Genomic DNA, 22,264 nt, shown 5'->3' with positions numbered 1-22,264 from the left:
GAAATCGGACATGACGCTGCGCTACCCCCAACGGCCCCGCTTCGCGTCCATGGCCGCCCTTCCCTCGGCCCCCTTGCGCTTCCAGTCCTTGCGGATCTCGGCGCGAAGCCGCGCATCGGTCTTGGCCACGATCCGCTGGTTCTCGCGCAGCAGCTTCCGATAGCTCTCCAGCCGCCGCTGCGCCAGCTCACCGGTGTCGATGGCATCGAGCACCGCGCACCCCGGCTCGCTCTCGTGCGCGCAGTCATGGAAACGGCACCGCTCGGCCAGCGCCTCGATCTCGGAGAAGACCTGCCCGACCCCGGTCCCGGCGTCCCAGAGGCCGACGCCCCGCAGCCCCGGTGTGTCGATCAGTACGCCGCCGCCCGGCAGGACGAGGAGGTTGCGTGTGGTGGTCGTGTGGCGGCCCTTGCCGTCGATGTCGCGCGCGGCCTGGACCTCCATCACCTCCTCGCCGAGCAACGCGTTCGCGAGCGTCGACTTGCCCGCGCCGGACTGCCCGAGCAGCACGGACGTGCCACCGCCCACGACCGCGGCGAGGACGTCGAGCCCCTCCCCCAGCGTCGCGCTGACGGTGAGCACCGCCACCCCCGGCGCCGTCGTCTCCACGTCCTCGACGAGATGCGAGAGCGTCACCGGGTCCGGCACGAGGTCGGCCTTGGTGAGGATCACGACCGGCTGGGCGCCCGACTCCCACGCCAGGGCGAGGAAGCGCTCGATACGGCCGAGGTCGAGCTCGACGGCCAGCGAGACGGCGACGATGGCGTGGTCGATGTTGGCGGCGAGGATCTGCCCCTCGGACCGCTCGGAGGAGGTGGAGCGTACAAAGGCGGTACGGCGCGGCAGATACGCGCGGACGTACTGCGGGTGTCGGTGTCCGGCCGGTTCGACGGCGACCCAGTCGCCCGTGCACACGACCCGCATCGGATCGTGCGGGGTGACGAACGCCGTGTCGGCCCGTACGACCCCGTCGGCGGTGACGACGTCGCACTGCCCGCGGTCGACCCGGATCACACGTCCGGGAAGGAGCCCCTCGGGCTCGTAGGGGGCGAACTCGTCCGCCCATGCCTCGTCCCAGCCGTAGGGAGCGAGAGCGGAGAAAACAGATGAAGCAGCGGAGCTGGAAGTCAAGGGTGACCCTTCACAAGGGCGGCCCCGGCCGTCGCGCGCACGGGCGCGCAAGGAGTGGGTGTGTCAGCCGGTGGCCACGGAGGTGGACTTGATGGATTCCTGAATGCGGGCAACGCACATCGCAAAGACAGCCATCGGTCGACACCTCCTCGTTCACGTCCGCTCGACGGCGGCGGCCACCGGCCACCGCCCTGATCCACCGTCACTCTAGCCCGGCCCCACGAAGTACCGTCAACCGGTTTTTCAGGCGCAGTCGTGCCCGTTCAGCGTGAAGTCGTACCCCCGCGAGTTCTTGCTCTCCCACGACGCGAGGAACCCGAAGGCGAGCTCGCCGTCGGCGGGAACCGTCTTGTTGTAGTCGGCGGCCTTGGCCGTGACCCGGGAGCCGTTCTGGGCGAAGCTCGCGTCCCACATCTGGCCGACCTTCTGGCCGTCCCGGAAGGACCAGGCGACGCGCCAGTCGTCGAGGGCCCGTTCGGTGCTGACGGTGACGGTGGCCTGGAAGCCGTCGGGCCATTCGTTGACGAGGTCGTAGTCGACACTGCAGGTCGCCGCTTCGCTCGCGGAGGGGTCCGGGTCGTCCTCGCCGGCCGTGGAGGACGTGGTGCCCTGCGGTCCCGGGGCGGGGTTCTTCGGCCCGGCCGAGTCCTCGCCCTTCGTGCCGCTCTCCGACGGCTGCGGGGAGCGCGAGGAGGGGCGGGTGGCGGCTGTGACCGGTGCGGAGAAGCCGGGGTCGGCCACCGGCTGGCGGTCGGACGGGTCGCCGCCGGCGGTGGCTCCGTCGCCGGTGGGGCCGGCGGGCATCATCGACACCGCGAGGGCGAGCGCGGAGACGAGGACGGCGGCGACGAGGAGGCCGTTGCGCACGACGCGCGCCTTGTGCGCACCGGAGTTCGGCGGGCCGGCGTCCGCGTCCACCGGGTCGGGGCGTCCGGCACCGAGGCGCACCTCGGCGGCTCGGCGGCGCCGCTCCAGATAGGCGAGACCGCCCCAGCCGATCACTCCCCCGGCGAGGGCCCCGGGCAGCCCGCCGCCGTGCAGCCGCAGACAGGCGGGCGCCTCGGCGCACCGCACGCACGTCGCGAGGTGGCGGGAGAGGTCCTCCGGGGTGTCGGCCGCGGTGGAGCGGGTGACCGCGTCGAGGAGGCGCGCGTAGCTGCGGCACTGCGCGTCCATCGGCGTATCGAGGTGGTTGCGGTGGCAGCGGTCCCTGAACAGGCCCCGGACCTGGATGAGTTCCTCGGAGACGGCGGCCGGGTCGAGGCCGAGCCGGCGGGCCACCACGTGCAGCGGCAGCGCCTCCACCTCGGCCAGCCACAGCAGGGCCGCGTCCGGTTCCTGCATGTCACGCAGTCCGCGCAGCGCGATCGGGCGCTGCAGCGGGGGGCCGGTGTAGCGGGCGGCCTTGTCGGAGTTGAGCCACAGGCGCAGATCGGGGTCGAGCTTGTGGCCCTGCCCGCTCTCCTCCCAGCCGGCCGCAGTGGTGCGTACGGCGGTCAGCAGCAGGGGGATTCGGGGCAGGCGGGCCGGGCGGCGGCCCATACTTCTGAAGGTACCGGTCTCGGCCTCGCGGGCCTCGCGTATGCCGGTCGAAAACGCCTCGGCCGCCAGCCGGTTGGCAGCGGCGGAGCCGGCCGTGCACAGGTCGGCGTACGACAGCACGGCGTCCCAGCACTCGGAGAACAGCGCTGCCTCGGTGGCGTCCTGAGGGGTCGGCAGGTCGGGCATGGGTCTCCTGCATCCACATGCGAGGTCAACTCGCCATATTGGCAGTGGAGTTGGGGGGAACCTCGCGGCAGGACAGGAGCCTTTCACGTATTCAACACAACTGACAAGCGCCGTATTCAAATGTCATGACAGGCCGCGCGTCCCTACAACTCCAGCCACTTGTACGGACGCGGGCCCCGTCTGTCTCACCTACACCATCGGGGAATCCTCCACCACGGGCTCCTGCTCCGGAAGGCTGTCCATGAAGGAGCTCACCGAGAACACCGCGCGGCCGGGTCCGGGCGGGCCGTAGCCGGGGGGTGAGGACAGGCCGAAGTCGTCCATGGTGGCGCGGTAGGCCTCCAGCAGGCGGATGTGGTACTCCAGCGGCGCGCCCTGCGGGTTGGCCTTGCCGAGCGGGGTCGTCGGCTCGGGGCACCAGGTGGTGAAGCGGGGCGTGATGCCGTGCGACATGAAGAAGCGCAGGCCCTCGGTGGTGGACGCGATGGCCTCGTCGACGGTGGTGAAGCCGAAGGGCTCCGCCATCTCGACGCCGGCCACGAAGTTGGGGATGACGTTGCGGGCGCCGAAGATGTCGGCCGAGTCGAGGATGCGCTTGTGCCACTCGTCGCGGCCGACATAGCGCTCCTTGCCCGGGCAGTACATCTTGAAGAGGTACTCGTCCCACACCTCGTAGTTGGGGTGGTAGATCTGCACGCCGTAGTCCTTGAACCGCTGCACGTCGTCCTTCGGCAGCGCCTGCGCGACGACCTTGCCGATCCAGCGGCCCGGGAAGTGCTCCTCGATGGCCTTCGCGTACATGCCGTAGAAGTCGGCCTCGTCGCGCCCCTGGAGCTTCGAGGTGATCGCGCCGCCGGTGAGCGTGTAGGCGGTGGACGCCTTGGCGGTGTCGTACCGGTTGATGATGTCGAGCGCCTCAAGGACCTCGTCGACGTCCTTCACACCCGTGTACGGCCGCCCGGCCGCCTTGTGCTGGCGCCAGTTGTGGTTGATGTCGCAGTACTGGCACTCCTCCTTGGCGCCGAAGTACTGGCAGACCCGGAAGACGGTGAGGTAGATCAGGTAGCCCCACTGGATGGTCGGGGCGACCTCCATCACCGACTTCCCGCTGGCGAGGGTGTGCCGGTAGTACTCCGGCATCGGCGGCACGCCGACGTCGGCGATCCGCTTGCCGTCGAGGTAGAGCCCGAGCACGCCCTCCTCGTCGGCGGCGACCCGGTACGGCGAGGTCGGGTTCACGCGCACCGAGACGACGGTGCGCCTCAGGTCGTACGGCCCGCCGGTCAGGATGATCTCCTCCGGCGGGCGGCGCAGCGCGGCCTCGCCGAGCTCGGGCAGGGTGCCGTGGTCGAACGAGAAGATGAAGTACGACTTCGGCTTGACCTCGCCGCCCTCGTTGTCGCTCAGGGCGGAGGGGTCGAAGGCCACCCCGCCCCGGAGCAGATCCTCCTTGAAGACGGCTTCCCGCGGAACGTGCGGGAATCGCTCCATCAGATCCTCGACCAGTGCGGTGCGGCTGCCCATCCGTCATCTCCTCGCGGTTCAGGCGTACGACTCCTCACGGTATGCCCCTGCCTGATCCCGGGCTGCATCGGGTCCCCTCCGGGACGAACGTGTCAGGCGTCCTCGGCCGCCCAGTACGAGGTGAGCGTGTCGGTACCGGCAAACCCGCGCAGGGAGCCCCCTCGCCGACGCCTACGCCTCCCGCTCCAGTGCCTCCGGGTCGACCCGGTACGCCAACCCTCCACCCGCCACCAGGCGTTCGGCCTCCTCCGCCACCGCCAGGCCCAGGCGAGCTGCCTCGTTGCCCTGGGAACCCGCCAGGTGCGGGGTGATGAAGGCGTTCGGCAGGTCGTACAGGGGGGAGTCGGCGGGCAGGGGCTCGGGGTCGGTGACGTCGAGGATCGCGCAGAGGCGGCCGGCGCGGAGTTCGGCGGTCAGGGCGTCGTGGTCGAGCAGGGCGCCGCGCGCGGTGTTGATCAGGACCGCCCCGTCGGGCATCAGGGCCAGCTCGCGGGGGCCGATGAGGTGGCGGGTCTCCGGGGTCTCGGGGGCGTGCACGGTGACGATGTCCGACGTGCGCAGGAGGTCGTCCAGCGGCAGCAGCGGTATGCCGAGCGCGGCGGCGTCGGCCTCGTCGACGTACGGGTCGGTGAGGCTGGGGGCCAGGTCGAAGGGGCGCAGCAGCTCGATCACCTTGCGGCCGATGCGCGACGCCCCGATGACGCCGACGCGGCGGCCGTGGTTGCCGATGCCGGGGACGAGCCCCCAGCCGGGGAAGGCGCGTTCGCTGCGCAGGCGGTCGCGGGCGGCGAAGAGGTCCTTCCCCGCGAGCAGGATCATGGCCAGCGTGTATTCGGCGACCGGCACGGCGTTCGCCACCGCCGCCGAGCTCACCGCGACGCCTCGCCGCCACAGCTCGGGCGTGGCGAGGCTCTTGACCGAGCCGGCCGAGTGCAGCACCGCGCGCAACTGCGGCGCGGCGTCGAGTACGGCCGCGTCGAGGCGGGGGCAGCCCCAGCCGGTGACGAGGATCTCGGCGCGGGCCAGCGCGGCCTTGAAGCGCGGGTCCGTGAAGTGCCCGTAGTCCTCGGCCACCAGGGCCGGATCGATGTCCACCGACTCCCGCAGCCGCGCCAGCACCTCCGGCGGGAAGACCTGCGGCACGTTCTCGGCGGACATGGCGAACATGGCGTACGGCCGCTGGGTCAAGGACGTGGCCTCCGGCTCGGCGAGGTGGTGCTGGAAAACGTTCTCTACCGTAGGCACCCGCGAATGAGAGGGTCAACGCACACGCACTCACCTTGAAGGACGGCAAGGATGACAGAGACGATCACCAACTGGGCGGGCAACATCACCTACACCGCCAAGGAGCTGCACCGGCCGTACTCGATCGACGCGATCAGCGCCCTGGTGGCGGGAAGCGAGAGGGTGCGGGTGCTGGGCAGCGGGCACTCCTTCAACGAGATCGCCGAGCCGGGCCCCGAGGGCGTCCTGCTGTCGATCGCCGGTCTGCCGCCGGTGATCGACGTGGACCGTGCGGCCCGTACGGTCCGGGTCTCGGGCGGCGTACGGTACGCCGAGCTCGCCCGCGCGGTGGACGCGCACGGTCTCGCGCTGGCCAACATGGCGTCCCTGCCGCACATCTCGGTGGCCGGCTCGGTCGCCACCGGCACGCACGGGTCGGGGGTCGGCAACGGTGCGCTGGCCACGTCCGTGCGGGAGGTGGAGCTGGTCACGGCGGACGGGTCGGTGGTGACCGTCGGGCGGGGCGACGAGCGGTTCGGCGGTGCCGTCACCTCGCTGGGCGCCCTCGGTGTCGTCACGGCGCTCACCCTCGATCTGGAGCCGTCCTTCGACGTCGAGCAGCACGTGTTCACGGAACTGCCGCTGGACGGGCTGGACTCGGCGGCGTTCGAGACGGTGATGGCGGCGGCCTACAGCGTGAGCCTGTTCACGGACTGGCGCGAGCCGGGCTTTCGGCAGGTGTGGCTCAAGCGGCGCACCGACCAGCCGCTGCCCGACTTCCTGTCCGGCTTCCCGTCCGGCTTCCCTTGGGCCGCGCCCGCCCCCGAGAAGATGCACCCGGTGCCGGGGATGCCCGCCGTGAACTGCACGGACCAGTTCGGGGTGCCGGGGCCCTGGCACCAGCGGCTGCCTCACTTCCGGGCGGAGTTCACGCCGAGCAGCGGGGCCGAGCTGCAGTCGGAGTATCTGCTGCCGCGCCGGTACGCCGTCGACGCGCTGCACGCGCTCGACGGGATACGGGAGACGCTCGCGCCCGTGCTGCAGACCTGCGAGGTGCGGACCGTCGCCGCCGACGACCAGTGGCTCAGCCCCTCCTACGGACGGGACACCGTCGCCCTGCACTTCACCTGGATCGAGGACACGGCCACCGTGCTGCCGGTGGTGCGGCGGCTGGAGGAGGCGCTGGACGCCTTCGCGCCGCGGCCGCACTGGGGGAAGGTGTTCGCGGTGCCGGCCCAGGTGCTGCGCGGGCGGTATCCGCGCCTCGACGACTTCCGGGCCCTGTCGAGGGAACTGGACCCCGGTCGGAAATTCGCCAACGCCTTCGTGCAGGACATACTGGGTGACTGACTCCGGGGGGGACTTCGTAAACCCCCTTTCCTAACCCCTTGTCGAAAGGCGCCGCACGTCATAGCCTTGCGCCGCGCCGGTGCCGACGACGACCCGGCATGAGCGAAGGGACGGGGGCACGCCCGGTGCTGCGTCTTCCCGGGGGACAACGCCAGGGCCCCCGCCGCCCGGACCGGAACGGCGCTTGTCTGTGAGGGGAGTTCGATGAAGCGCGGCACATCACGCGACATCCGCACCGCGAACCGCTATGAGGTGTTGCGCCAGATCATCGCCGCGTCGCCCACCTCCCGGCAGGAGCTGGCGGCCGCCACCGGTCTCAGTCTCGCCACGGTCGCCACCCTCGTGGGCGAGCTGCTCGACCTCCGGATGATCACGGAGGTCGGCTTCGAGGACTCGGCCGGCGGCCGCCCCCGCGGGCTCGTGGCCGTCAACGCGTCCGGCGGGGCCCTGATCGGCGTCGACATCGCCGAGACGTACGTCCGGGTCGAGCTCTTCGATCTCGCCCTGAACGTGCTGGCCCGCGCGGATGAGGACATGCGCCCCGGCGAGAGCCGCCCCGAGCAGGTCGTCGGCCATGTCGCCGCGGCCGTCGGCTCGGTGGTCGCGCAGGCCGGCGTGGAGGGCGCGCGGGTGCTCGGCGTCGGGGTGAGCGTGCCGGGGCAGGTGGACCGGGACACCGGCGTCTCCGAGTACGCGCCCAACTGGGACTGGCACGACGTCCCCCTGCTCGACCTGCTCTCCGAGCAGATCGCCTACCCCCTGTACATGGACAACCCGTTGCGCGCCTGCGCGGTGGCCGAGCTCTGGTTCGGTGCCGCGCGCGGCAGCGGGGACGCCGTGGTGGTCAACCTCGGGACCGGCGTGGGCGCCGGGCTCGTGCTCGGCGGCGGGCTGCACCGGGGCGTGAGCAACAGCGCCGGCGAGTGGGGCCATACGACGCTCGTGCTGGACGGACGGCTGTGCCACTGCGGCAACCACGGCTGCGTGGAGACCTACGTCGGCGCGCCCGGGATCATGGTGAACCTGCGGGAGCTGGCCGCCGACAGCGCGCTGCTCCACCCCGAGGACCAGACGGCCACGATCGACGCGCTCGCCCGTGGGGTCGGTGCGCACGATCCGGTGGCGCTCAAGGTGGTCCGCGACACCGCCCGCTATCTGGGCGCCGGGATCGCCGACCTGGTGAACCTCTTCAACCCCGAAGTCGTCGTGCTCAGCAGCTGGGTCGCCGCCACCCTGGGCGAGCCGCTGCTGCACGAGGTGCGCGAGGCCGTGGCCCGGCACGCGCTGCGGCGACCCCTGGCCGCCACCGAGATCGTCCTCTCCCCCATCCCCACCGACCCGGTGTGCCTGGGCGCGGCGACGTTCGCACTCGAGGGTGCGCTGCAGTCGGCCCCGCAGAAGAGGACGCAGCCCGCCACGAAACGCCTCACACCGGTAAGGAGCCGTACCGTACCGCCGTCATGACGGACGTGATTCCCCTGTCCTGAAAGGGAGTTGCCGGTCGCTGGTGCGGCGCCCCGCAACCCCCTCACGTCCGGTATTCCGAACGTTGCACAACGCTTCGTGCAGACTTCGTCCAACCCCTTGCCGAAGCCTTAGCCGAAGGTTAACGTCCCGCACCGCAACCCCATTTGAGCCAACTGGCGCTGAGCCGCACCAGCCACAGGCACAGGCACAGGGCCGCAGCCGTACTCGAGACAAGGACGTCAGCATGTCGGCATTGAGCAACACCAACTGGGACCGCCGAAACGTACTGCGGGCCGCGATGGGCCTGGCCGCCGCCGGCGGACTGGCCGCGTGCGGCAGCAACACCGGGCGCGGCAGCGCGGGCTCGGGCGACGGCCTCGTGCAGTACTTCCACGCGTACGGCGAGGCGGGTGTCGAGCAGGCCGTCAAGAAGTACGCGAAGGCGTACGACAAGGCCGACGTGACCACGCAGTGGATCACCGGCAACAACTTCGAGCAGAAGCTGTTCGCCGCGCTGCTCACCAAGAACGCGCCCGACGTCTTCGAGTTCCACCCGCAGATCCAGCTCGTCAAGAGCGGTCAGGTGGCGGACCTGACCGACATCATCGAGCCGGTCAAGGACGACTTCAACGCGGCCGACATCAAGTCGCACACGGTCGACGGCAAGATATACGGCGTCCGGATGATCGACGACCCGCAGTTCCTCTTCTACCGGCCCTCGCTGTTCGAGAAGGCGAAGATCGAGGTCCCGACCACGCTGGAAGAGCTGATCGAGGCCGCCGACAAGCTGACCACCAGCAAGGTCAAGGGCATCTTCCTCGGCAACGACCTGACCTCGATCGACCGCCCGCTGATCTGGTCGGCCGGCGCCGACACCCTCACCGCGGACAACAAGCCCGCCTTCAACACCGACGCCGTCGCCGACGGCCTCAAGCAGCTGCGTGGCCTCTTCACCAGCGGCAACCTGCTCCTCGACGCCCCCGCCGACTCGTGGGACCCCTCCGCCCTGATCCAGGGCCTGACCGCGATCCAGTGGTGCGGCATGTGGGCCATGCCGGCCATGCAGCAGGCGCTCGGCGACGACATCGGCATCTTCCCCTTCCCGAAGGTCGGATCCAGCGGCAAGCAGTCGGTCTACAACGGCGGCTGGTCGATGTTCGTCAACGCCAAGGGCAAGAACGTCGAGGCGGCCAAGGAATACGTGAAGTGGCTGTGGATCGAGCAGAAGAAGTACCAGGAGGACTTCGCCACCTCCTACGGCTTCCACATCCCGCCGCGCACCTCCCTCGCCGCGTCCGCGACCAAGCTGAAGTCCGGCCTGCCGGCCGAGGGCGTCAAGCTCTTCAACGAGTTCGGTCACTTCGACAACATCGGCTGGACCCAGGCCATGATCGCCGCGTTCTGGGACGTGATCGCCAACACCGTCCGCAAGGACGGTGACCCCAAGGCCCAGCTCGACGCCTGTGAGAAGAAGGTCGACGCCGAGCTCAAGAAGCTCTTCGGATAGACCGCCGGACGGATCTCGACATGTCGACCACCACCACACGCGGGGTCGCCGAGAACCCCGCCCCGGCCAAGGTCTCCAAGGGCCGGCCGCGGCGGGGCCTCAGGGCGAACAGCACCTTCAACTTCTGGCTCTTCACCGGTCCGTTCCTGATCGGCCTGGTGATCTTCGTCTTCGTGCCCATCGGCTGGAGCATCTATCTCAGCTTCTTCGAGGCACGCTTCACGGTCACGCCGAGCGAGTTCGTCGGCTTCGAGAACTACAAGCAGATCCTGACGGACACGAACTTCAGGAACTCCCTCGTCACCTTCACCGTGTTCGCCGCGTTCATCGTGCCGGCCACCTGGGCCCTCTCGCTGGGCCTGGCGCTGCTGGTGAACCGGCTGCGGTTCATGCGGGCGTTCTTCCGGTCGGTGTTCTTCCTGCCCACCGCGGTCAGTTATGTCGCCGCCGCGCTGATCTGGAAGATGTCCATCTTCAACGGCGTCCGCTTCGGCCTGATGAACACGGTCATCGGCTGGTTCGGCATCGACAACATCGCCTGGCTGGCCAACCCCGATCCGCCCTGGTACTGGCTGGTCATCGTGACCGTCCGGCTGTGGCTCCAGTCGGGCTTCTACATGATCCTGTTCCTCGCTGCGCTCCAGAACATCCCGCAGGAGCTGTACGAGGCGGCCGCCCTCGACGGCGCCAAGCCGGGCTGGCAGACCTTCCGGCACATCACGCTGCCGCAGCTGCGGGCGACCTCCACCGCGGTGATCCTGCTGCTGCTCGTGGCCGCCTACCAGGCCTTCGACGAGTTCTGGAACCTGCTCCCCAAGGCCACCTGGGGCCAGCCCCCGCTGGTCGAGTTGTACAAGGTGGCCCTCGGCCAGAACCAGAACTACGGCGCGGGCAGCGCGGGCGCGGTCGTGCTGACCCTGCTCATCTGCGTCGTGACGCTGCTCCAGGGCAAGATCATGGGCTTCGGAAGGGGTGAGGAGTCCAAGTGACCACCACAGCACCCGACATCAGCAAGTCGACGAAGCCGGCCAAGGCCAAGCGCGGCGGCGGCGTCATGGGCAACACCGGTCTGTACATCGCGACCGGCATCGCGGCCCTCCTCTTCCTGGTCCCGTTCTATCTGATCGTCCGCAACGCGCTGATGACGGACCCGGAGATCACGGGCGAGAACTGGAAGTGGTTCCCCACTTCCATCCAGTGGAGCAACATCACCGAGCCGTTCGACGACGTCACCGTCGACTTCGCGCAGGCCCTGTGGAACTCCGTGGTCGTCGCCGTCCTCCACACGGCGGGCATCCTGCTGATCTGCTCGATGGCCGGATACGGCCTCGCCCGCATCCCGTACAAGCACGCCAACAAGGTGTTCTACGCCGTTCTGGTGACCCTGATGGTTCCCACGGCCGTCACCTTCGTGCCGAGCTTCGTGCTCGTCTCGTCCCTCGGCTGGGTGGACAGTTACCGAGGTCTCATCATTCCGGGCCTGTTCAGTGGTTTCACCTGCTTCCTCTTCCGGCAGTACTTCCTCGGGTTCCCGAAAGAACTGGAGGAGGCGGCGCGCGTGGACGGGCTCGGCTACTGGGGCGCGTACTGGCGTGTCGTCGTGCCGAACTCGCTGAACTTCTTCGCGGCGATCGCCACGATCACCTTCATCAACGGCTGGAACGCCTTCTTGTGGCCGCTGGTCATCGGCCAGGACCCGAGTGCCTGGACGGTTCAGGTCGCGCTGTCGTCGTACATGACGAACCAGACCGTCAACTACCACCTGATCTTCATGGCCACGGCCATTTCCATCCTGCCCCTGGTGTTCGTGTTCCTCTTCCTCCAGCGCTGGCTGGTCCAGGGGATCGCGCAGACCGGCATCAAGGGCTGAGCTAGGAGACCGATGTCTTTCCGCACGACCACGGACGTCGCCTACGTCGAGGACGTCTCACCGGGCAGCGGGGCTCTGCCGCCCCGCGCCTGGTACGCCTCCTCGGACGCGAAGTCCCTGACGCTGAACGGCAGCTGGCGCCTGCGCGTGTCGCCGACCGCCGACGCCGAGGACGACTCGTTCGCCGAGGAGGGGTACGACGCCGGGGACTGGGCCGAGGTCACGGTCCCCGGGCACTGGGTGCTCCAGGGCGACGGCGCTTTCGGGTCGCCCATCTACACCAACCACCTGTACCCCTTCCCGGTGGACCCGCCGCACGTCCCGACGGAGAACCCGACCGGCGACCACCTGCGGGTCTTCGACCTGCCGGCGGACTGGCCGGCCGACGGCGGCGCCGTCCTGCGCTTCGACGGCGTCGAGTCCTGCGCCCGGGTCTGGCTGAACGGCACGGACATCGGCGAGTTCAAGGGCTCCCGGCTGCCGCACGAGTTCGCGGTCGGGCAGCTGTTGAAGCCGACGGGCAACGTCCTCGCGGTCCGCGTCCACCAGTGGTCGGCGGGCTCGTACCTGGAGGACCAGGACCAGTGGTGGCTGCCCGGCATCTTCCGTGACGTCACCCTGCTGCACCGCCCGGCGGGCAGCGTGGGCGACTTCTTCGTGCACGCCTCCTTCGACCACACCACCGGCGAAGGCACCCTGCGCGTCGACTCCGACGTCGACGGGCGGGTTTCCGTGCCCGCCCTGGACATCGATGTCGCGACCGGCGAGTCGGTGACGGTGGCGGCCGAGCCGTGGTCCGCGGAGACGCCGAAGCTGTACGACGGCGAGCTGGTCACGGCGGGCGAGCGTGTACCGCTGCGCATCGGCTTCCGTACCGTCGTCCTCGAAGACGGTCTGATCAAGGTCAACGGCAAGGCGATCCTCTTCAAGGGCGTCAACCGGCACGAATGGCACCCTACGATGGGCCGCGCCCTGGACCTTGCGACCATGCGCGAGGACGTGCTGCTGATGAAGCGGCACAACCTCAACGCGGTGCGCACCTCGCACTACCCGCCGCACCCCGCCTTCCTCGACCTGTGCGACGAGTACGGCCTGTGGGTCATCGACGAGTGCGACCTCGAGACGCACGGCTTCACCGAGCAGGCCTGGCGCGACAACCCCGTCGACGACGACCGCTGGACCCCGGCCCTCCTGGACCGCGCCGCCCGTATGGTCGAGCGCGACAAGAACCACCCGTCGATCGTGTTCTGGTCCCTCGGCAACGAGGCGGGCACCGGACGCGGTCTGACCGCGATGGCCGAGTGGATCCACGGCCGGGACCCGGAACGCCTCGTGCACTACGAGGGCGACTGGGACTGCCGGGACACCGACGTGTACTCGCGGATGTACGCCTTCCACGACGAGGTCGACAAGATCGGGGAGCACCTCGACGGCGGTACCCACAAGCGTCGCGGACTGCCCTTCATCCAGTGCGAGTACGGGCACGCCATGGGCAACGGCCCCGGCGGACTCGCCGACTACCAGGAGCTGTTCGAGAAGCACGACCGGCTCCAGGGCGGCTTCATCTGGGAGTGGATCGACCACGGCATCAAGCACGCCGAGCTGGGCTACGCCTACGGCGGTGACTTCGGCGAGGAGCTGCACGACGGCAACTTCGTCTGCGACGGCCTGATCTTCCCGGACCGCACGCCCTCCCCGGGGCTCGTCGAGTACAAGAAGGTCATCGAGCCGGTCCGCATCGAGGCCGACGGCGCCGACGGCACCGTGCGCGTGACGAACAAGTACGACTTCGCCGATCTGTCGGGGCTCGCCTTCGAGTGGTCGTACCAGGTGGACGGCGAGACGGTCGAGGCGGGCGCCCTGTCGGTGCCGGCCCTCGCCGCCGGGGAGTCGGCGGACGTGAAGCTGCCGGAGCCGCCCGCGCACGAGAGCGCCGGCGAGACCCAGCGGACCGTACGGGCGCTGCTGGCGGCCGACACGGCGTGGGCGCCGAAGGACCATGTGGTCGCGTGGGGCCAGTTCCCGGTGTCCGCACGGCCGTTGCCGGCGGTCGCGGCGAGCGATGGGCCCACCGCGAGCGAGCGGCTGATCACCCTCGGCCCGGCCTCCTTCGACGCCCGCACCGGCGCGCTGAGGACCATCGGCGGCGTCGAGGTGACGGCTCCGCGGCTGGACGTGTGGCGGGCGCCCACCGACAACGACGACGGCGCCGAGTGGCAGACCGACACCCGCTACGGGATGCTGTGGCGCAAGTACGGCCTGCACCGCATGCGGCACCGGCTGGACGCCGTGGAACTGGGCGACGACGCGCTGACGGTACGGACCCGGGTGGCGCCCGCCGCCTGGGAGGTGGGCCTCGCCACGGTGTACCGGTGGACCTCCGACGGCACCCGGCTGAAGCTGACCGTGTCCGTGACGCCCGAGGGCGACTGGAAGGTGCCGCTGCCCCGGCTCGGCATCCGGTTCGGTCTCCCGCAGGCGGACGCCGTGCGGTGGTTCGGCGGCGGCCCCGGTGAGGCGTACCCGGACACCAAGGCGGCGTCGATGGTCGGCCGCTGGCACTCCACCGTCGACGAGCTGCAGACGCCGTACCTCCGCCCGCAGGAGAACGGCGCCCGTGCCGACGTCCGCTGGCTGGAGCTCGGCGGGCTGCGGATCGACGGCGATCCGGAGTTCTGGTTCAGCGCCCGCCGCTGGACCAACGAGCAGCTGGAGGCCGCCCGGCATCTGACCGACCTCGCGGCGGGCGACACGGTCTGGGTCAACCTCGACCACGGCCAGCACGGCATCGGCTCGCAGTCCTGCGGCCCGGGCCCGCTGCCGCAGTACTACCTGCGGGCCGAGCCGACGGAGTTCTCCTTCGTCTTCTCGACCGCTGAGTAAGAAGACCGTTAATCGATTGACCGATTGATCGACTTTCCGACAGTGTCGGAAGGTCGCCGGCGGCCGGTCGGCGTTCATGCCGACCGGCCGCAACTTGTTTTCACGTCAAGGGAGTTGATGTCGGTTGAATGGCAGCATCGAGGTTCGTGGCCTGTCCCGAACCTTCCACACCACCGTCCGCCGCCCCGGTTTCGCGGGCGCACTCCGGTCTTTGGTCAACCCGCAGAAGGTCGCCAAGCACGCCGTCACCGACGTGAGCTTCTCCGTCGCCGCCGGCGAACTCCTCGCCCTGCTGGGCCCGAACGGCGCCGGCAAGTCCACCACCATCAAGATGCTCACCGGCATCCTCACCCCCACCGCGGGCGAGGCCCGCGTCGCCGGCGTGGTGCCGTACGAGGAGCGGGAGCGCAACGCCCGTAACATCGGCACGGTGTTCGGGCAGCGCACCCAGCTGTGGTGGGACCTGCCGGTGCGCGAGTCGTTCGCGATCCTGCGCGACATCTACGAGGTGCCGAAGGCCGAACACGCGGTGCGGCTGAAGGAGTTCGACGAGCTCCTGGACCTGTCCTCCTTCTGGGACACCCGGGTCCGCCATCTCTCCCTCGGCCAGCGCGTCCGCTCCGACCTGGCCGCCGCCCTGCTGCACGACCCGCCGGTGGTCTTCCTCGACGAGCCCACCATCGGCATGGACGTGGTGGTGAAGGAGCAGGTGCGGGAGTTCCTGCGGCACCAGGTGGAGGAGCGCGGCCGTACGGTCCTGCTCACCACGCACGACATGACGGAGGTCGAGCGGCTCGCCGAGCGGGTCGTCCTGATCAACCACGGGCGGCTCGTCCTGGACGGCACCCTCGACGAGATCCGCCGCAAGTTCGGCTCGACCTGGCAGGTGCGGGTGACGCTCGCCGACCCGCACACCGAGGTCGGCTCCCTGCCGGGCATCGCCCTGCTGCGGCACGAGGGTCCGCAGGCGGTCTTCGGCCCGGACGGCCCCGACGCGCCGACCGTGCACCAGGCCCTGAAGCAGGTCATCGAGCGGTACGAGGTGACGGACCTGGCCCTCGACGAGGCGGACCTCGAGGACGTGATGCGGGCCGCGTACGTGCATGCCGAGTCCGTCGCAGAAGGAGCCTGAGATGGCCGCCGTACTGCACGGCTGGCGCGCCGCCCGCGTCACCCCGCTCGGCGAACTGCACACGCCGCCCCGGATGACCGCCGTCCTGCTCCGGCTGACCGTGCAGGTGGTCCTGGTGGCGTCGCTGTGGCGCGGCCTGTACGCGCAGACGGGCACCACCGCCGGGCTCAGCCGCGACCAGGCGGTCACCTACGCCGTCCTGGCCGTACTCGCCTCCCGGCTGCGGGAGTTGGACCAGTCCGCGGGCCGGGACATGGTGCTGCAGCACATGCACTTCGGCACGATCGTCTACTGGTACCTGCGTCCGCTGCCGCCCCAGCGCTACTACGCCCTGCGTGCCCTCGGCGAGCAGCTGTACGGGCTGGCGTGGGCTCTCGGCGGATACGTGGCCTGCCTCGCCGCGGGGGTCGTGGAACCCCCCGAGTCGGCGGCCGTGGCAGGGGTGTTCGTGGTGAGCATGCTGCTCGGCCAGTGGGTCCTGTACTACGTGATGCTCGTCCTCGACCAGCTGTGCTTCTTCACCATCCGCAACAACTCCGCGATGCTGATCCTGATCTTCGCGCAGAACCTGCTGTCCGGGGTGTACGCCCCCCTGTGGTTCTTCCCGGACTGGTTCATCACGCTGAGCGGCTTCCTGCCGTTCCAGGCGACGCTGAGCGTGCCGCTGTCGATCTACGTCGGCCGGATCGAACTGTCCGACGCGGGAGCGCAGTTGGCCGTCCAGGCCGCCTGGGTCGTCGTGCTGGCGCTGTTCACCCGGTGGGTGTGGCGGCGGGCCGCGCGGCGCGTGATCTCGCAGGGAGGCTGAGGTGTCGGTGAAGGCTGTGAAGTCCCTGCGCATCGCCTGGCGCATCACGCTGCTCAACATCCGGGCCGCGATGGAGTACCGCACCGAGTTCCTGCTGAACATCGCGATCGGTGCGATCTGGCAGGTGTCGGTGATCGTGTTCGCGACGGTGCTGCTGACGCGGTTCACCGGGATGGGCGGCTGGGACAGCTCGGACGTGCTGCTGATCCCGGCGATCCGGATGCTCGCGCACGGGTTGTTCGTGCTCCTGCTGGGGCGGATGCACTTCATCGGCCGGCAGATCCAGGAGGGAAGGATCGACATCTATCTGCTGCGCCCCATGCCGGTGCACCGCCAGGTCCAGCTCTCCTTCTTCCCGACCAACGCGATCGGCGACCTCACGGTCGCGGCGGGCCTGATGGTGGGCGCGCTCGGCCGCAGCGACCTGGACTGGACGGCGGGCCGGGTGTCGTACCTGATCGCCGCGATCATCGGCGGCATGCTGCTGGAGGCGGCCCTGTTCACGGTGGTGGCCGGTGCCTGCCTGCGCTTCCCGGCCGCGGACTACTGGAGCCGCTGGCTGGAGGAACTGCTCGGCACGTTCGGCAACTACCCGCTGAACGTCCTCCCGCGAGCGGTGGGCGGCTTCCTGACGTACGCTCTGCCGCTCGCGTTCGTCGCCTACCTCCCGACGGCCGTCCTGACCGGCCACGACGACGACATCGGGGTGCCGTACTGGCTTGCGGCGGCCTCTCCGCTGCTCGGGATCGCCGGGTATCTGGCGGCGCGGCTGGTGTGGCGGTGGAGCCTGAAGCGGTACACCGGGGTGAACGGATGACGGCCGTGCGCCACCCGGCTGGCTGTGCCGGGTGGCGCACGAGTGGCGAGTGGAGGTGTCGGCCTGTCGGGGCTACGGGCAGCTGATCCGTGTGTCCCCGGTGTCCGTCGTGCAGGTGTCCGTGCCCGTGCCGCCGTTGGCGGTGTCGTTGCCGGAGACGTTGTCGACGGTGTTGAGGCTGTCGTTGCCGGAGTTGCCGATCAGGTTGTCGTTGCCGGGGCCGCCGTTGAGGGTGTCGTTGTTCAGGCCGCCGTCGGCGCGGTCGTTGCCGAAGTTGCCGTACACCGTGTCGTTGCCGGCGCCGGCGTTGATCGAGTCGTCGCCGCCGAGGCCGCAGATGACGTCGGTGCCGCTGGTGCCGGTCATGGTGTCGTTGCCGCTGGTGCCGATGCGGGTGCACAGGCGGGAGTTGTTGACCGTGGTGGTGACCGTGGCGGTGTTGTTGGCCGTGGCCGGGTCGGTCTGGGTGGCGCTCACGGTGGCCCGCTCGGTGAGGGTGCCGGTGGCCCGGGGTTCGACGACGACCCTGACGGTCGTGCTCGCGCCGGTGGCGAGGGTCCCGAGGGCGCAGGTCGCGCCGGTTGCGGAGGTGGTGCAGGTGCCCTGATCCGGTGTTGCCGAGACGACGGTGGCGGCGGGTCCGGTGAGGGTGTCGGTGAGGCTGACGCCGGTGGCCGCGATCGTGGCGCTGTTGTTGGTGACCGTCAGGGTGTAGGTGGCTCGGTCGCCGATGCTGACGGTGCCGGGGCCGGACTTGGCGACCGACAGGTCGACCTCGGTGGGCGGCGGAGGTGGCGGCGGGGTGCCGACCCCGCCGAGGTAGCGGGCCAGGGCGCGCAGGCCGTCGCTGTTGCTGCCGAAGGCGACGATCTTCCCGTCGGACTGGACGGCGACGCTGTTCACGCGGTCGCCGACGCCGAAGTCGGTGGTGGTGCGGCCGCCCGTGCCGAACCCGGTGTCAAGAGTGCCGTCGGCGTTGAAGCGGGCGAGGAGGAAGTCGCCGGCCGTCCCGCCGCCGCCGGCGACGATCCGGTCGTCGGGCTGGAGCACGAGGTCGCTCACGCCGGCTGTGCTGCCGAAGTCGGCGGTCGCGACACCGCCGGTGCCGAAGCCGGTGTCGCGGCTGCCGTCCACGTTGTAGCGCACGAGCGTGAAACGGCCGCCGCTCGATCCGGAGGCGACGATCTTGCCGCTGGACTGCACGACCACGGTCTCACCCCAGTTGTATCCGCCCAGGTCCGTGGTGACCCGGCCGTCGCCGCTGAAGGTGGTGTCCAGGCTTCCGTCGGAGTTGTAGCGGGCCACGGCGAAGTCGAAGTTGGTCTCGCCCGAGTAGCCGACCAGGACGATCTTCCCGTCGGGCTGGAGGGCCATGTCCTGCGCGGTGGCGCCGCCCACGTCGGAGAACGAGGTGATGGTCACGCCGTCACCGCCTCCGAAGGCGCCGTCCGGGCTCCCGTCGGGCAGGTACCGCACGACCGCGAACGAGCCGCCGGCCCGGGCTCCGGCGACGATCTTCCCGTCGGGCTGCACCGCGACGCCGGCCGCGTCCTCGGCCCCGCCGGCCAGGCCGGGGCTGACCCAGCCGTCACCGCCCCCGAAGGAGGTGTCGACGCTGCCGTCGGCGTCGTAACGGGCCACCGTGAACCAGCAGCAGCCCGCGAACTCGTCGTCGGTCTCCTGGTGACGGCCGACCACGACGATCTTCCCGTCGGGCTGGACCGCCACCCCCTGGGCCACGTCCTCGCCGTTCTCGAAGTCGGTCAGCACCTCGCCGTCGCCACCGCCGAAGGAGGTGTCGACGCTGCCGTCGGAGTTGTGCCGCGTGAGGGCGAACTCGGAGTCGAGGAACTCCGGGTCCTGCTCCCACCCGACCGAGATGATCCTGCCGTCGGGCTGGATGGCCATGTCCTGGCCCTCGGCGAAGGTGTCGGTGGTGATGCTGACCTTTCCGCCGGTGCCGAACGTGGTGTCCAGGTCACCGGGTGCGGCGAACGCGCCGTGCGGCACGGCGACGACGAACGCCAGCGCCGCGACCAGCGCGGTCACGGCGCGCAGAGATCCCCGTAGGGAAGGAAGGATGGGCATGGTGGCAGACTCCCGATGCGCCCGCGACCCAGCGCGACGGCTGGCCGGCGAATCGGCTTACTGGGCCGCAGAGTTCCACCCTGCGGGGTGACCGGTCCGACGATAGTGACAGCCGGGTTTTGAGCCGTCCGTGACACCGGTCAGCACCCGCCCGCCACCCGGCCCACCGGGGCCTGCGGCGCAACCGGGCACGAACAGGGCGCCAGTGACCATGCCGAGCACCCCCGAGAACCGGCCGTAGCCTCCGGCAGGGCCGAAGATGCCATCTCAGTGGTCCGCACAACACGGCGTCGGATCCGGCACCTCGAAGGGAACGAGGGTGCCGCCCACGGCCGGCATGGTGGTGAGGACGAGTTCGTCGTCCTGCCAGAGCGGGCGTATGTGCTCCCACGTGACCAGCGGTGTGTTCAGGGCCGGTCGAGTCGGGGAGCCCAGGACCGTCACGCGGTCGATCGCGGAGCGCGTGAGTACGTCCGCGATCGTCAGCGTGCCGGTGATGGAGGCGGCCCCGGGGTAGAGCACCGCCCGGCCCGTCGTGTCCGGCGTGCCGCGCGACACCGTGTGTCCCCGGGCGGTGAGCCGCTCCTGGGCGGTACGCAGGAGCGGCTCGGACGGGAGGGTGAGGGAGACGGCCACGTGTGGGCGGTCTCCCCGCACCAGGTGGGTGCAGCCGAACGTGCCGTCGGGCAGGGCGAGTTCGGTGGCGAAGGTGTGGAGCAGGTGGTCGGCCGCGCGGAGGTCCCGGACGTCTGCGTCCACGGTCAGAGCGTAGGGGGTCACGAGGGCAGGACCCACACCGGGTTGGAGTAGAACCACAGGTCGCGCCACGGGTCGGCGTCGCCGACGACGTCGATGGCCGGGCCGGCCGGGTCGACGGCGGCACCCATCGCGCCGACGGCGGTGCGGTTGCCGTCGGTGCCGCGCAGGCGGACGTAGACGGGGTGGTCGACCTTGCCGAGGTCGTAGGTGAGGCGGACCATGCCGGTCGACTTGTTCACCTCGTAGGACTTGACCACCTTCGCCGTCGGCGCGGTGAAGGTGTCCTTGTCCGCGACCGGGCCGGTCACATCGCCCTGGATGACGTCCACGCGGGCCAATGTGGGGACGAAGCCTGCCCAGTTGGGGCCGCCCGCCGGCGCCACGTCGACCGTCAGTGTGACGTTCGTTCCCTTCCTGACATGCAGGGCGCCGCCCAGTGTGGCCCAGCGGCGGCCGCCCGTCACGCGGACATCGAGGGCGCTGACGAGCCGGCCGTGGTCGACCCAGATGCGGCCCGCGCGGATGCCGTCCATGACGGCGGCGTAGGAGAAGCCGTCGGCACCGACGTGCGTACGGCTGTACTGGCCGGGCCAGTAGTCGCCCTGGGTGATGTCGATCCGGCCGCCGTAGACCGGGTCCGGGTGGCGGCCGTCGGTGGTGAAGTCGCCGCCGGTGCCGCGCACCGCCGTGTCCGCGTACACCTGGTGGGAGTCGGAGTTGGCGGTGATCCACCACGGCCTGCCCTCGGCGAGGAGGCTGTCCCAAAGGCCGCCGACCGTGGCCGTCATCCAGTCGAAGCCGCCCCAGGTGCGGTAGCTCTCCAGCGGGTAGCCGGCGAAGGAGTTGGCGCTGGGGCTGTTGTCGTAGATGCCGCGGGCGCGGGCCATGCCGAGGGGGGCGGGGAGGCCGGCCGCCTGATGGCCCGGGGCGCCCTCGAAGCCCACGGCGATCTGGCGCGAAGCGGTCGCGTCCCGCCAGCCGCGGATCTCGTGCGGGGAGTCGACACCGCGCCGAGCCGGGTGGTTGGCGAGCATCAGCGCGTCCTTGACCTTGCGCCGTTCCACCTGCTCCGCAAGGAAGTTGAGGCCCGCGACTGCGAGCGCCTCGTTGGCGGGCGTGGAGTCGCCGGCGCCCTTCACGCTGCCGTCGTAGTCGGTCTCGAACTGCTTGAGGACGGAGACCTCGTTCCTGCCGGGGTGCACGAAGACGGTGCCGTGCTCGGCGGCCGGGATGTTCCACTCCAGGCCCTGGAAGACGAGCGTGTCCTCGTGGGCGGCCCGGGCGGCCTGGATGTCCGGGTTGACCTTCTCGACGCCGATCCTGGCGTGGGTCTCGCTGCCGTGGTCGGTGATGACCAGCCAGTCCATGCCGTGCCTGGCACCCTGGCGGACCTGGTCGACGACGCGGTACTTGCCGTCGCTGCTGTACTGCGTGTGGATGTGGTGGTCACCGGCCAGCCACAGGAAGCCGTTCGTCCTGCGGCCACCGGAAGCGGCGGACGCGGCCGGTACGGAGGCGGCGGCCGGAGTCGGGGCGACGACACTGCCGGCGGCCAGTCCGGCGCCCAGCAGACCCGCCCGGCGCAGCAGCGTGCGGCGCGACTGCTGCTCGGGGCTCAGGGCCTCGTCGGGCACGGAGGTGTCGAAGGCGGCGGGCAGGGCGGACACCGCCGCATCGTGCGAGTGGCCATGGTCGTGGTCGTGTCCGTGGTGGTGATGATGACCGTGCGCGTGCCCGTGTCCCATGTGCCCCTCCTGATGCCGCTGCCTTCTGCGGCTGCCTCCTACGGCGCTGCTGCGCCATGTGTGGAGGATCAAGGCGAAACATGAACGTTGAACGAGCGGGGAGTGGCGGCCGGGCGCCCTGGACGCGGCGGAACGCCCCGTCCCTCACTGTTTCCCCAACCGCCCTTGTACGTCACCCTGGTTGACACCGAACCTGAGCAGCGCTCACCTTCCTTTCCCCCTACCTCACCC

Annotated in this window: 16 protein-coding genes; 9 read left to right on the top strand and 7 right to left on the bottom strand. The window is 70.3% G+C overall.

Annotation, left to right across the window (positions count from 1 at the left end; genetic code table 11):
- Positions 1-21 precede the first annotated feature (21 nt).
- The 4 genes from rsgA to AB5J49_RS37710 all read right to left on the bottom strand — a co-directional run bounded on the left by rsgA (position 22) and on the right by AB5J49_RS37710 (position 5,571).
- On the bottom strand, positions 22-1,131 hold the full coding sequence (rsgA, locus tag AB5J49_RS37725; protein WP_369173337.1) for a ribosome small subunit-dependent GTPase A: 1,110 nt from the start codon (positions 1,129-1,131) through the stop codon (positions 22-24).
- A gap of 243 nt (positions 1,132-1,374) precedes the next feature.
- Positions 1,375-2,859, bottom strand: coding sequence for a cellulose binding domain-containing protein (locus AB5J49_RS37720; protein ID WP_369173336.1), 1,485 nt, complete (start codon positions 2,857-2,859; stop codon positions 1,375-1,377).
- Positions 2,860-3,048: 189 nt separating this feature from the next.
- Positions 3,049-4,383 (bottom strand): radical SAM protein, encoded by a 1,335-nt coding sequence (locus tag AB5J49_RS37715; protein WP_369173334.1) that lies wholly within the window; start codon positions 4,381-4,383, stop codon positions 3,049-3,051.
- Between the two features lie 171 nt (positions 4,384-4,554).
- Entirely contained in the window at positions 4,555-5,571 is a 1,017-nt protein-coding gene (locus tag AB5J49_RS37710) for a hydroxyacid dehydrogenase (protein ID WP_369175390.1), read from the bottom strand.
- Positions 5,572-5,679: 108 nt separating this feature from the next.
- Here AB5J49_RS37710 and AB5J49_RS37705 point away from each other — a divergent pair, with 108 nt between their 5' ends.
- The 9 genes from AB5J49_RS37705 to AB5J49_RS37665 all read left to right on the top strand — a co-directional run bounded on the left by AB5J49_RS37705 (position 5,680) and on the right by AB5J49_RS37665 (position 17,441).
- Positions 5,680-6,957: an FAD-binding protein gene (locus AB5J49_RS37705; RefSeq protein WP_369173333.1), complete on the top strand. Its 1,278-nt coding sequence runs from the start codon at positions 5,680-5,682 to the stop codon at positions 6,955-6,957.
- Between the two features lie 204 nt (positions 6,958-7,161).
- Complete coding sequence (locus tag AB5J49_RS37700) at positions 7,162-8,421, top strand: ROK family transcriptional regulator (protein ID WP_369173332.1); 1,260 nt, start codon at positions 7,162-7,164, stop codon at positions 8,419-8,421.
- A gap of 247 nt (positions 8,422-8,668) precedes the next feature.
- Entirely contained in the window at positions 8,669-9,931 is a 1,263-nt protein-coding gene (locus tag AB5J49_RS37695; protein ID WP_369173330.1) for an ABC transporter substrate-binding protein, read from the top strand.
- Between the two features lie 20 nt (positions 9,932-9,951).
- Entirely contained in the window at positions 9,952-10,920 is a 969-nt protein-coding gene (locus tag AB5J49_RS37690; RefSeq protein WP_369173329.1) for a carbohydrate ABC transporter permease, read from the top strand.
- Positions 10,917-11,801, top strand: a complete 885-nt coding sequence (locus AB5J49_RS37685; RefSeq protein WP_369173328.1) for a carbohydrate ABC transporter permease — start codon at positions 10,917-10,919, stop codon at positions 11,799-11,801. Before AB5J49_RS37690 ends, AB5J49_RS37685 begins: the two co-directional genes overlap by 4 nt.
- 12 nt (positions 11,802-11,813) lie before the next feature.
- Positions 11,814-14,684, top strand: a complete 2,871-nt coding sequence (locus AB5J49_RS37680; RefSeq protein ID WP_369173327.1) for a glycoside hydrolase family 2 TIM barrel-domain containing protein — start codon at positions 11,814-11,816, stop codon at positions 14,682-14,684.
- A gap of 124 nt (positions 14,685-14,808) precedes the next feature.
- Positions 14,809-15,816 carry an ATP-binding cassette domain-containing protein gene (locus AB5J49_RS37675; RefSeq protein WP_369173326.1) on the top strand — a complete coding sequence of 336 codons (1,008 nt, stop codon included), beginning with the start codon at positions 14,809-14,811 and terminating at the stop codon, positions 15,814-15,816.
- Between the two features lies 1 nt (position 15,817).
- On the top strand, positions 15,818-16,624 hold the full coding sequence (locus tag AB5J49_RS37670; protein ID WP_369173325.1) for an ABC-2 family transporter protein: 807 nt from the start codon (positions 15,818-15,820) through the stop codon (positions 16,622-16,624).
- A gap of 16 nt (positions 16,625-16,640) precedes the next feature.
- Complete coding sequence (locus AB5J49_RS37665; protein ID WP_369175389.1) at positions 16,641-17,441, top strand: ABC transporter permease; 801 nt, start codon at positions 16,641-16,643, stop codon at positions 17,439-17,441.
- A gap of 72 nt (positions 17,442-17,513) precedes the next feature.
- On the opposite strand, the gene AB5J49_RS37660 is transcribed toward AB5J49_RS37665, so the two are convergent.
- The 3 genes from AB5J49_RS37660 to AB5J49_RS37650 all read right to left on the bottom strand — a co-directional run bounded on the left by AB5J49_RS37660 (position 17,514) and on the right by AB5J49_RS37650 (position 22,033).
- Positions 17,514-19,529 (bottom strand): calcium-binding protein, encoded by a 2,016-nt coding sequence (locus AB5J49_RS37660; protein WP_369173324.1) that lies wholly within the window; start codon positions 19,527-19,529, stop codon positions 17,514-17,516.
- A 267-nt stretch (positions 19,530-19,796) separates the two neighbouring features.
- Entirely contained in the window at positions 19,797-20,288 is a 492-nt protein-coding gene (locus tag AB5J49_RS37655) for a hypothetical protein (RefSeq protein ID WP_369173323.1), read from the bottom strand.
- 17 nt (positions 20,289-20,305) lie between these two features.
- On the bottom strand, positions 20,306-22,033 hold the full coding sequence (locus AB5J49_RS37650) for a PHP domain-containing protein (RefSeq protein WP_369173322.1): 1,728 nt from the start codon (positions 22,031-22,033) through the stop codon (positions 20,306-20,308).
- Positions 22,034-22,264: the final 231 nt, after the last annotated feature.

It is taken from the genome of Streptomyces sp. R28, from assembly GCF_041052385.1.
GTDB lineage: Bacteria > Actinomycetota > Actinomycetes > Streptomycetales > Streptomycetaceae > Streptomyces.
This window is presented reverse-complemented; position numbering and strand designations above follow the sequence as displayed.